The 12,013-nt window shown below is 27.5% G+C and carries 11 protein-coding genes; 1 reads left to right on the top strand and 10 read right to left on the bottom strand.

All coding sequences use genetic code 11. The features are described 5' to 3' along the window. Positions 1-8: 8 nt before the first annotated feature. The 10 genes from TEGL_RS09145 to TEGL_RS09100 form a co-directional block, all read right to left on the bottom strand. Positions 9-1,682 carry an amino acid ABC transporter ATP-binding/permease protein gene (locus TEGL_RS09145; protein ID WP_018591114.1) on the bottom strand — a complete coding sequence of 558 codons (1,674 nt, stop codon included), beginning with the start codon at positions 1,680-1,682 and terminating at the stop codon, positions 9-11. After that, the gene (locus TEGL_RS09140; protein ID WP_018591115.1) at positions 1,675-3,447 is read right to left on the bottom strand and encodes an ABC transporter ATP-binding protein/permease; all 1,773 of its coding nucleotides are present in this window, start codon (positions 3,445-3,447) and stop codon (positions 1,675-1,677) included. The genes TEGL_RS09145 and TEGL_RS09140 overlap by 8 nt, the downstream gene beginning before the upstream one ends. After that, positions 3,440-3,826: a DUF454 family protein gene (locus TEGL_RS09135; protein ID WP_018591116.1), complete on the bottom strand. Its 387-nt coding sequence runs from the start codon at positions 3,824-3,826 to the stop codon at positions 3,440-3,442. Before TEGL_RS09135 ends, TEGL_RS09140 begins: the two co-directional genes overlap by 8 nt. A gap of 11 nt (positions 3,827-3,837) precedes the next feature. After that, positions 3,838-4,611 (bottom strand): ABC transporter ATP-binding protein, encoded by a 774-nt coding sequence (locus TEGL_RS09130; RefSeq protein ID WP_018591117.1) that lies wholly within the window; start codon positions 4,609-4,611, stop codon positions 3,838-3,840. Next, positions 4,605-5,603 (bottom strand): FecCD family ABC transporter permease, encoded by a 999-nt coding sequence (locus TEGL_RS09125; protein WP_018591118.1) that lies wholly within the window; start codon positions 5,601-5,603, stop codon positions 4,605-4,607. Before TEGL_RS09125 ends, TEGL_RS09130 begins: the two co-directional genes overlap by 7 nt. Then, positions 5,596-6,471 (bottom strand): heme ABC transporter substrate-binding protein IsdE, encoded by an 876-nt coding sequence (gene isdE / locus TEGL_RS09120; RefSeq protein WP_018591119.1) that lies wholly within the window; start codon positions 6,469-6,471, stop codon positions 5,596-5,598. The genes TEGL_RS09125 and isdE overlap by 8 nt, the downstream gene beginning before the upstream one ends. A 50-nt stretch (positions 6,472-6,521) precedes the next feature. Further along, on the bottom strand, positions 6,522-7,085 hold the full coding sequence (locus TEGL_RS09115; RefSeq protein ID WP_018591120.1) for a class D sortase: 564 nt from the start codon (positions 7,083-7,085) through the stop codon (positions 6,522-6,524). 3 nt (positions 7,086-7,088) lie between these two features. Continuing rightward, complete coding sequence (locus tag TEGL_RS09110; RefSeq protein ID WP_018591121.1) at positions 7,089-7,709, bottom strand: NEAT domain-containing protein; 621 nt, start codon at positions 7,707-7,709, stop codon at positions 7,089-7,091. Between the two features lie 10 nt (positions 7,710-7,719). After that, a complete protein-coding gene (locus TEGL_RS09105; protein ID WP_018591122.1) occupies positions 7,720-9,753 on the bottom strand; it encodes an NEAT domain-containing protein in 2,034 nt (677 codons plus the stop codon). Between the two features lie 149 nt (positions 9,754-9,902). Beyond that, entirely contained in the window at positions 9,903-10,673 is a 771-nt protein-coding gene (locus TEGL_RS09100; protein WP_018591123.1) for an arginase family protein, read from the bottom strand. Between the two features lie 197 nt (positions 10,674-10,870). Between TEGL_RS09100 and TEGL_RS09095 the strand changes: the two genes are divergently transcribed. Beyond that, positions 10,871-11,908 carry a hypothetical protein gene (locus TEGL_RS09095; protein WP_018591124.1) on the top strand — a complete coding sequence of 346 codons (1,038 nt, stop codon included), beginning with the start codon at positions 10,871-10,873 and terminating at the stop codon, positions 11,906-11,908. Positions 11,909-12,013: the final 105 nt, after the last annotated feature.

Genomic DNA, 12,013 nt, shown 5'->3' with positions numbered 1-12,013 from the left:
TTACCTTCTTAAGCTAAATTTAGCGTATTGTTTTTCACATAAACCTTTTTATCACAAATTGATACACTTGATTTTCTATGAGAAACCATTACTATGGACTTATCTTTACATTCATTATTTATTGACTTTAAAATTTCAGCTTCATTTAAAGTATCTAAATTACTTGTTGGCTCGTCTAGTATTAATATATCTGCATCATGTAAGAAAGCTCTAGCTATTCCTATTCTTTGTTTTTCTCCAGATGAAAAGTTCGATCCAAGTTCACCTGCATTAGTTTTGTAACCTTGTGGTAGGGTGATTATAAACTCATGAATAGATGCTTTTTTACAAGCTGCTATTACTTCTCCTTCACTGGCATCTTTTTTACCTATTTTTATATTATTTTCTATACTATCATTAAATAAGAAAGTCTCTTGTGTAACTAAAGACTGAGATCTTCTAAGGGTTTTAGTTGGCATATTTTTAAGGTTTTTATTATCTAAATATATGCTACCTTCATTAACATCCCAAAACCTCATTAATAATTTTAAGAATGTAGACTTACCACATCCACTTTCACCAAGAATACCTATTTTATCTCCTGGCTTTATATCTAAGTTTATATCTTTTAATAAGTTTTCATCTCTACCTTTATAAGCAAAGTTTACATTTTTCACATTTATGTGAGAAGAACTTAACTTCATGTCTCCATCAACTTCCTGTACTGCTGGTACTTCATCTAATATATCAAATAATCGTCCTGCACAAGCAAAAGTTTGAAGTAAGTTATTTGATAAGTTACTTAAAGCAACAACTGGCCCAAATGAGCTTGAAAGGACAACTATGGCAACTAGACCTTCACCTATGTTAACAGTTCCTTCATTATATAATTTTATACTTATAAATAAGAATGTAAGTATGGCAATCATTATAGTTACATCTGTAAAAGCTCTGATTATTCCTTCATGCTTTTTAATTCCACCCATTTTTTCATCTAATATATCACTCTTTTCATTTATTTGATTTAATCTATTTTTTCCTTCATCAAATAATAATATTTCTTTTATACCTTTTAAAGATTCTAATAAATGTGAGTTTGTTTTTGCGAATTCTTCTCTATATTCTACCCCTGCATCTTTTCCAAATTTAGAAGATATAACAGGTATTAAATATCCTACTATTATGTAAAAGACAGCTGATGTAGCGCCATAAATAGGATTAATATTCCAAAGTATTATACTCATTATTATTGAAGTAATTATGGCTATGGCTATTGGTGCCACTGTATGAGCATAAAAAACTTCTAATAATTCTATATCACTTGTTATTACAGAAATTAAATTTCCTTTTTCTTTACTTTCAAGCTTTGCAGGTGATAATTTTCTAAGTGCTTTGAAAACTTTATCTCTAAGTATGGCAAGTATGTTAAATGCTATAAAATGTCCTGAGTATTGTTCTATATATCTAAGTATTCCTCTCAGTACTCCACATGCTATTATTATAATCATACAAGTTTTGAAAGAAACTCCCATATCTATGTTTAAAGCAGTGGCAGTTGCTATCATTCCAAATGATGTTATTGCAATGGCTGCTAAAAATCCAAGTACACCAAATGATATGGTAATCATCATTATAGGTGCTAGTGGTTTTAATATTTTTATTAGTCTTGTCATTATTTTAAACCCTGATTCTCTATTATTCATTTACTGCCACCTCCTTCGTTTCATTATCTATTTTATATATATTTTCTAGGTTTTGTTGATGAGTTACTAATTCATTGTATTTACCTTTTATCATTAATAATTCTTTATGTTTTCCACTTTCAACTATGTTTCCTTTATCTAGTACATAAATCATGTCTGCATTTATAACATTAGCAAGTCTATGTGATATAACTATTACAGTTTTATTTTTAGCTAGTTTATAAATACTTTCCCAAACTTTTTCTTCACTTTCTACATCTATGTTAGAAGTTGCTTCGTCAAATATATATATTTCAGGATCTGTTATTATTGTTCTAGCTAAAGCTAATCTTTGTTTTTGTCCCCCTGATAAAAGGGAACCACCTTCGCCCACATTAGTTTTTAATTTATCTGGTAAGCTCGTTACAAAATCGTATAAATTTGCTTTTTTAAGTGCATCATATATTTCTTCATTAGTTGCATTGTTTTTACCCATTCTTATGTTATCTTCTATACTTCCATTAAATACATAAGCACTATGATTTATAAATCCAACTTTTTTAGTTAATACATCAAATGGTATTTCATTTATGTTAACTCCATTTAATAGAATTTCTCCACTATCAACTTTATGTTGCTTTAGAAGTAAGTTGGTAATTGTACTTTTACCACATCCACTTTCTCCAACTAAAGCAATCATTTTATTATTTTTCATTTCTATATTTATCTCTTCTAAGACTTTTCTTTCTTTATCATAACTAAAATCAACATTTTTTAATTCTATATTTATGTTATTTAACTTGTTTATTTTTTCTTCATCTAAATCTTTTATTTCTTCTACTTCTGTATCTAATAATTTAAACATTCTTTCACTGGCAGATATACCGTTCATAGCTACATGGAAGAACGATCCTAAAAGTCTCATTGGTATGAAAAATTCTGCAGATAAAAGTATTATTATTAAAACATCTCCTGCACTTAATACACCTGCTCTAAATTCAAATATTGCTATAAGTATACCAAGAGCAGATCCACCAAAAGCTATTATATCCATTACTATTATGGAATTTAATTGCATTGATAAAACTTTCATAGTTATTTTTCTAAAATGCTCTGCATTATTATTCATCTCTTTATTTTTATCTTCATCAATATCAAATATTTTTAAGGTTGTAAGTCCTTGAAGATTTTCTAAGAATGAATCTCCTAAGTCAGTATAAACACCCCAGTACTTACTAAGTAATTTCTTAGCTATTTTCATAACTATCATTATTGTAATAGGTATTAAAGGTACACAGATTAAAAGTACTATTGCTGTTTTGAAACTTATAAAACTCATTGCTGCAAATAAAGTTAATGGTGCCACTAAAGAGTAAAATAATTGTGGCATAAATCTACCAAAATAAATTTCTAACTGTTCCACACCGTCTACTGCTATTTGAACCGTAGAAGATGTAGATATGGTATTTGTATAATTTACTCCTAAACTTAATAATTTTTCATATATTGTACTTCTTAAAGTTTTTTTAACTTCACTTGATGAGTGAAGAGAAAATTTAGTAGATAAGAAATTTGCTACAAATCTTATTCCTAACATTCCTATTATAAATATAGATGTACTCATCATATTTAAATTTAAATTTCCATTTATTAATTTGTCTACAGTAGTCCCTATAAATACAATTAATGCTATATTACAGATTATAGAAATCCAGTTCATTAAAACTGTAAGTCCAATCCATTTTTTTGAACTATCACATATTGATAGTAATCTTTTATTAAACATTGTTTGCCTCCACTTTGATTGTCTTCATTTTTGTAAATACTATAACTTTAGCTAGCCACATGATAACAATAATTATTCTCATCACAAAACTATCAATAGTTATAAACATAAACAATAATAGTAATGATACAGGTATAGTTAAAGTAAGTTTTGCTCTTAAAGTCATTCCACCTTGTTCTTGGAATTTCTTTACATATTTTTCATATATTTTAGTTTTCATAAATTTTTCGTTTAATTTATCGCTACTCTTTAATAAACAGTAAGATGTTAATAATAATAATGGCGTTGTAGGTAATACTGGTAAAAATATGCCTATAATACCAAGTATTAAAGAAATCATACCTACTGTTAAAAATAACGCTTTTTTTGCTATATTCATTTCTATCCCTCCTAACATGCTTTTGTTGGAACAAAATACATTTCTTCTTTGTCTATATTGCAAATTACGCCTTCTACATTGTAAACAGATTTTATTGTATTTTCATTTATAACTTTTTGCGGGTTTCCTTCTTCTATTATTTTTCCATCTTTCATAATCACAATATTATCACTGTATTTTATTGCTTGATTTATATCATGAAGAACCATAATTATTGTTATTTTATGATCTTCATTTAATTTTTTCACAAGTTCAAGTATTTCAATTTGATGATAAATATCAAGATAAGTTGTAGGCTCATCAAGAAGTAGTACGTCTGTCTTTTGTGCTAGAGCCATAGCTATGAAAGCTCGTTGTCTTTGACCACCAGATAAACTCATAACTTTGTTATCTTTTATATCCTCTAAATTCGTTGACTTAATTGCCCAATCTATTATTTTTTCGTCCTCATTTTTGTCCTTACAATGTTTATTATGAGGAACTCTACCATAACTAACTAAAGCCTCCACATCTAAATCAGTTGGTGATTCATTGTGTTGATGAACAGTGGCAATAAGCCTTGCAATTTCTTTCGTTTTTAAATTCTTCAAATTTTTATCTTCTAAATAAACATTTCCTTTTGATGCCTTGTTGTAAGTTGATAAAATACTAAGCAATGTGGATTTACCACTTCCATTTGGACCTAAAATAGTAGTTATTTTCCCTTTTGGAATATTTATATTTAAATTTTCTATGAAAGCTTTGTCTTTATTATAAGAAAAGCTTATATTCTCTCCTCTTAACATTTTTTCATACTCCTTCTTAATAAGAATATAAAGAATGGCCCACCTATTACTGACATAACAAGACCAACTGGTATTTCGTAAGGTACAAATAAACATCTTCCCACTGTATCAGCTATTAAAAGTAGTATAGCTCCCATGGTGAAAGAAAAAGGTATTAGATATTTGTGATCTGACCCTATTAAAAACCTTCCTATATGTGGTACTATTAATCCTACAAAAGATATAATTCCTGCTACACCTGTACTTATACTTGCTAAAAATACAGCAACAGCTGATATTATTACTCTTTGTTTATTAATGTTCACACCTAAACTCTTTGCTGTTTTATCTCCAAGACTCATTAAATTGCAAGTTTGCCTTAAAGTAAATGATATTAATACACCTATTAAAGAATAAATAACTAACATTTTTGCATCTGACCATGTTACTGTTGCCAAGCTACCATTTAACCAATTTGTAACTGATGATATTCCCGTTGAATTTACAGTTGTTAGTATAGATGACATGGCAGAAAGCATGGCATTTATAGCAACCCCTGCTAAAATTATTCTAAGAGGTGAAAATCCTTTGTCATAAGCTATGGAGAATACTAATAATGCTGAAATTAATCCTCCACAAAAAGCTAATATAGGTTTTAAATTACTAAGTCCTGGAAAAAGTACCATTATTAACACTGCAACTAATGATGCTCCTGCAGAAATTCCTGTTATACCTGGGTCTGCTAAAGGATTTTTTACAACAACTTGTAAAAGCACACCACATATGGCCAAGTTTCCACCAACTAATACGGCAATAATAATTCTAGGAAATCTCAATTCTCTTATAATTGACATATTACCTTCATTTGAATTTATAAAGATACCTTTTATTAACTCACCATAAGATATGTCTAAAGAACCTAATTTCATTGATACTAGAGATACAATAAATAAAAATATTACTGAAGCAACTATATATAATGTTTTTTTCCTGTCTAAACTTTTATTACTCATTTAAGATAACTCCCATCTTATCTAGTGCTTCTATAACTTTTAAGTTTGCACTCATTCCAAAATATCCGTTTTCAAGATAATACACTTTATTGTTTTTTATAGCATCTAATTGTTTCCAACTTTCTTTAGCAAACTCTTCTTCAACAGTTTTCTTTGCTTCCTCAGGAACAGCGTGTGTCATTATAAGAATTTTGTCAGGATTTCTTTTAATTATTTCTTCCATATTCACTTGCATGAAAGATGAAGTTTCACTTTCAAAAATATTGTTACCACCAGCGATTTTCACTAAATTACCTACGTAAGATAAATCCGTTGAAACCATTACAGATCCAGGTGCTCCAAATAATATAAGAACTTCTTCATCATTTTTTTTATTATTTAAAGTTAATTCTTTTTCTTTTTTTTCTAATTCTTCTATTATTTCATCGGCTTTTTCTTTTTTATCAAATTCTTTACCTAATTCTAGAATTGTTTTTTTTAGTCCGTCAACATTACTTAAATTAACAAACTTACTTGGTATATTATTTTCTGTAAATTTCTTTTCAAAGTCAGATCCTAATGTATCTACAGAAACCACACAAGTTGGATTTAGAGATTTTATTATTTCTAAATCTGGGCTCATAGGATTACCAACTTTCGTTGCATTTTTTACACTTTTCGGTAATTCATAGGAAGTAGTTGGAACACCACTTACTTCAACACCTAATTTATCTAAAATTTCTGTTACAGCAACTGATGTTGCAACTACTACCTTTTTATCACTGCTATTTGTAACTTTATTTTCATTACTTTCATTACTTGAGCAACCAACCATTAAAGCTAAAGTTGCCACTGAAAGTAATCCAACTATTTTCTTCTTTAAGCTCATCTTTTTCTTCCCTCTCTTTTACATAACAATAATTTCTTTTATAATTTCTTCTATTTTATTTCACCTTTTACTATAAACCTTTGTATCCCACCACTAGTACAAGTTACTAATGTAATTTCTTTCTTAGTCATATCTTGATCTAACACACCTATTTCATCTGACTCAACAACTCTCGTTTCAGTTATTGTATAAATAAATTCATCATCTATTGTTGTTATTTTTATTTTGTCTCCAACTTTAACCTTGTGAACTTCATTAAATACTTGATTGTAATAATAAGTACTACTATGACCAGCTAGTGCAAAATTACCATCTTCCCCTGGCATTACACTTTCTTCAAAATGAGTTACATGATGATTTAAATATTTATCATCCGTAGACTCTACTATTACATTTTTTAAATTTACAGATTCTATTTCTATAATTCCAATTTCATCTCCAGGATTTATTTTTGGTTTTACCTTTTTATTTTCATTTTGTTGACTTTCTATTTTTTTTTCAAAAGAAGTTAAAGCCTTTTTATCAATATATTTGGAGTAAGCAGTTAGAGTTAAAGAGCCTATTATAATTAATAGGCCCATAGAAATTAAAAGTTTTGAAATTTTATTTTTCATAAACTATTTTTTTAATTTTCTTAAAACTAATACTATAATTATTACTGCTAATACTACTCCAACACCTATAAAAATTGTTTTATTTGAAGAATCTTCTCTTACTTCTTTCGAATTTTCTTTATTTTCTTTTTTTGTACTTTCTGCTTTAACTTCTTCTTTTGGCTCTTCTACGGCTTTTACTAATTTTAAAGTGTCTTTCTTTGGAATTATATCAAACTCCACATCTCTTTCCATGGCATCCACATATATTTTTGTACTTAATTTAGGAGTTATAGAGTCTGTTTCAAATTTAAATTCTACTGTATTTTTATCTGCATTTTCATTTATTGCTTCAGCCTCAATTTCTTTTCCATTTAAACATATTCTATGGTTGTTCATATAATTAGTGCCACTGAATTTTATTGTATAATACCATTTGCCTTCTCTTTTTTCTAACGTCATATTTTCATCTAAATATTGTCTAGCCATATTCATCCCAATTTCTTGTTCATGGTAAACATCATTACTTATTTCATAAATTCCACTTTCTAGTTCCTTAAGCTCAGCTGCATTTGATACTAAAACTTGAGTACTCATAATTATTGAAAATATGGCTACAAGAAATATATTCTTAATTTTTTTCATTTATTTTGTCCTACTTTCTTTTTCTTCTAAGTAGCGCTCCACTTGCAGTTAATAATCCACCAAGTCCTAATAAAATTTCACTACCAAAAGCACTACCTGTTTGTGGAAGATTTCCATCTTTCACATCAAAATCTTTTACAAATGTTAATGTATCTTCTAATAATTTAACTCCAAATGTTACTGTTGAGTTCATTGGAATTACATAAACTTGAACTTTAATATCTGCATTTATATCAGGTATTGCAAATCTTATCGATTTTGAACTTGAGCTACTAGCAGTTACAGTATAATTTACTAAACTTCCATTTACGTAAATTTTGTGATTACTCATTAAATCAACACCTGTAAATGTTAAAGTTGCATACATTTTTCCATTAATTTCTTCTATTTTTGTAGTAGAATTTAAGTATTTTCTAGCCATTTCTCTACCAGTTGCACTATCTGATACTATTTCATTTTTTATAGTATATAACTTACCTTTTGCAGCGTTATTTTCTACTACTGTATTATTTGAACCACTATTTGAATTATTTGATGACGAGTTAGTATTCCCACTATTATTTGTACTTGAACCATTTGAACCTGGAATTGTCGGCTCTTCATTTGAACTTATAAACTTAACTGTACTTTTATCAAAAGAAACTCCAAAGTCTACTGTTTTATTCATTGCTGTTACAAACATACCCATTGTTATTTTTGCATTTAAATTTGGCACTTCTACTGTAAATTCAACTGTATCATTATTTATTACATTTTTAGTAAACTTAGCTGTTTTATTATTAACCTTCATAGTAATATCACCCATTAAGCTATATGATGACATTCTTAATGTTACATATGTCTTTCCATTTTCAACTTCCATATTAGTAGTTTCACTTAATAAATTTCTTACCATTTGATATCCTACGGCATTATCACAGTGAAGAATATTTTTTAATTGATAATACCCATTTTTATATGTATTGCTTGAATTAGATGAGTTTGAGTTAGATCCACTTCCTGAATTATTATTCGAACCATTTCCTGTCCCATTATCTGATCCACTTCCTAATCCGTTATTTGAACCTGATCCGTTATTATCTTTATCTTCTTCATTATCATTTGGTGGAGTTGTTTCTCCTCCATCTTCAGTTCCTGCTATTTTAGATTGGATTCTAGCTGAATGTGTCATACTTCCTATTGGAGTGTTGTATGTGAAAGTTAATAACATTTTATCTTCTAATGAAGATACTTCAAATTCTACTGTTGCTATATCACTTTTTTCATCATATTCAAACTTAGTATCAACTTCTTTTCCATTTACTGAAGCTTTCATTGCAGTGAACATATTACCATTATTAAAATTCATCACCATATACTTTTTATTTCCTACTGTTTTTAATTTACTTGATTGTAAATATCTATTTGCTGATGAATCTTTATCTTGTGTTTCATGTTTTAGTACAGTTTCTAGATTTTTTTCATTTTCTTTGATATCTTCCTTATCATTTTCACCTTCATCTGGCACACTTGGAGTTGGTGAAGTAACTGCATCATCATCAGGAACTGTAGGTATATTTATTTTTCCCATCTCAACATCACAAGATGCTGTAATTACAAATCCTATATTCATTTCTAAATTAAGACTTATTTTATCTTCCAATGAGTTTATTTCAAATTTAATAGTTTTTGTATTTTCAGAACTATTATTAGTAGTTTTTACGCCTGTTACTTCCTTACCATTAATAACCGGTTGTACCTTTTGTAACAATGTAGCTATTTTATATTGTTCATCTCCCTCAAATGTCATTGTCATGTACATCTTTCCTTTTGATACTTCTATTTTAGAAGACTTTAAATATTTATTAGCCATTGAATTTTCTGTAGAAGAATTTGTTTTTCTTAACTTAACGCTTATATCATATGTTCCTTCTACATATTGAGTAATTGCCGTAGAATTTTTCATTATCTCTGCAGCACTTACCGGAGTTAACGTACTTCCAAATACTGATATTATTGCTAAAGTAATTGCTGTATTCTTTACTAATTGACCTTTTCTTATCATAGTATTTCCTCTCTCCCTGAATCATTTTTGTAATATAAGTTTATCATCATTGAGAATCATTGTCAATAAATAATCATTATCATTTTTATTAATATATATACGAAAAAAAGCTAAATATATTAATAAATTTAATATATTTAGCCCTTTATCTATACGTTTACTTCTAATTCATCGATAAGCTCTTCTTCTATTATATGTAATATCTCTTTATTGCTTTTATTATTTATTTTATTGTAATTATTGAATAATAGTTCACTATCATAAGAAGAATCACCGCAAATATCAATGCCTATTATTTCATGTTTTTTACATATCCCTATATAAATTTCCTTTAATTCATTTAATGTAAGATTTCCTTGGTCCCAATCAGTTTTAGCTTCTTTAGGATTTATAATATCTTTATCAATGGAAATATATATGGGATAATTAATATATTTTTGTGAAAACGCCTCCCAGTTATACTCTTCTTCAATAAACTCCTCACTAAAACAAATTATTTTATCTCTATATTTTTCCTCAATTAAATTAATTTGTTTTTCCCTTGCTCCAATGATTATCACTTTTTGAATATATTCATTTTTATCCAATGTTTTTTTTACCCAACAACCACAAGACATTAACTCCTTAAAAAATGAAGGTTGCATATCTGTATGATGGTCAAATAAAACTAAAATAAATGGTTGCTTAATTTTTTCCAATAATAAATAGGTAACATAATGATAATTGCCAGAATCAATAAATTTTATCTTTGAATCATAAAATTTACTAATTTTTTCCCGTATCATTTCTAGAGACCTTTCGTCACAATATCTACTAACATTTTTTAAGTCACTTAAATCAACTATTTTGTAATTCTTATTTTTGTAAAAGTCTTGATTTTTATAAGTATTATTGAAATTTAATATACATATATTTTCCATAAATACTTTCCCCCTTTAGTCATAAATTTTTCTTCCTAATTTAATTTTATTACATTTTATACGTGTGCTAACCATGGTTTTTCTTAATTATTCCTACAAATAGTATTCTAAATTGACAAAATATGATAGAATATCTACTATAATAAATTTTTAAATATTTATTATTAAATTCTTTGTTTAAATAAAAGGAGAGAAATATGAATAAAAAAATACTTAGTCTTATAATTGCTCTAAGTCTTCCATTAGCTTTTTTAGTTGGATGTAATAAATCTAAAGATGAGGAATTTGTAATGACTGAAGATACTACAGCTTTAGATGGAAGTGTTGAGTACAGCGCAAAAACTTATAAAGATGCATTTTATTCAACAGAAAACTATTCTGATGAATATTTACAAAAGGAGTTTGAAACTATTGTAAAAGAAATCACTTCTAAGGAAGATAAAGAAGCATTAGTAGAGCTATTAAAATCTTATTCTAGTACACAAGATGGAAGCCTTGACGTTGTCAAATCATGTTTTGAAAAATATGGGAATCAAAGTGGAAATTCTCAAGACGTTACTTTAGATAGTAATGGAATGCATGAGATTTCAGCTAGACTTTATAAAGCTACTTTAAATGCTACTAAGAAATACTACGACATTAACGATTTCTACATATACTATAAAGATAAATTATCAACTTCTTCTACATCAAAAGATGATGATTTTGAAAACGAAGTTAAAATGACAACAATAAAAGAATATACTATTGCAAATATTTATAAAAATGCTTACAATGATTCATTTATTTCTAAAATAATAACTTCAATAGAAAAACCGTCAAGCAGTGATAAAGTTGTAAATGATACAACTGAAAATGTTACAAAACCAGAAACGAACAAACCAGTTGTTGATAATAGTAATAATAGCAATAACAATAATAACAGCAACAATAATAGTAACAGTAATAATAATAGTAACAACAATAATTCTTCTAATAATAATTCAAATGATACTTATCCTGAATACTTAGAGTTGTCAGAAGCTGTAAAAAGTCAAATATATGATGCAGGAGTAAATGCAGCTATAGAATATATAGGTCAAAATATTTCCTCATCATCATCAAGTTACTGTAGAGAGACATATGATGCTTTAGAAAATGATAATCCACTTGGTAAAAAGAAAGAAGAAGGATATAAATCTTTCTTACAAGGATTTAAAACTACATTACAAAACAATAACGTTGAGTTCAAATAATAAAAAAACTATGCATTTTACATGCATAGTTTTTTTATTATTTCTTTTTATGATTTATGTATTTTATATAATTTTCTACTATAATATTTATAGGGGGGTGTTTTT

It is taken from the genome of Terrisporobacter glycolicus ATCC 14880 = DSM 1288, from assembly GCF_036812735.1.
Lineage (GTDB): Bacteria > Bacillota > Clostridia > Peptostreptococcales > Peptostreptococcaceae > Terrisporobacter > Terrisporobacter glycolicus.
This window is presented reverse-complemented; position numbering and strand designations above follow the sequence as displayed.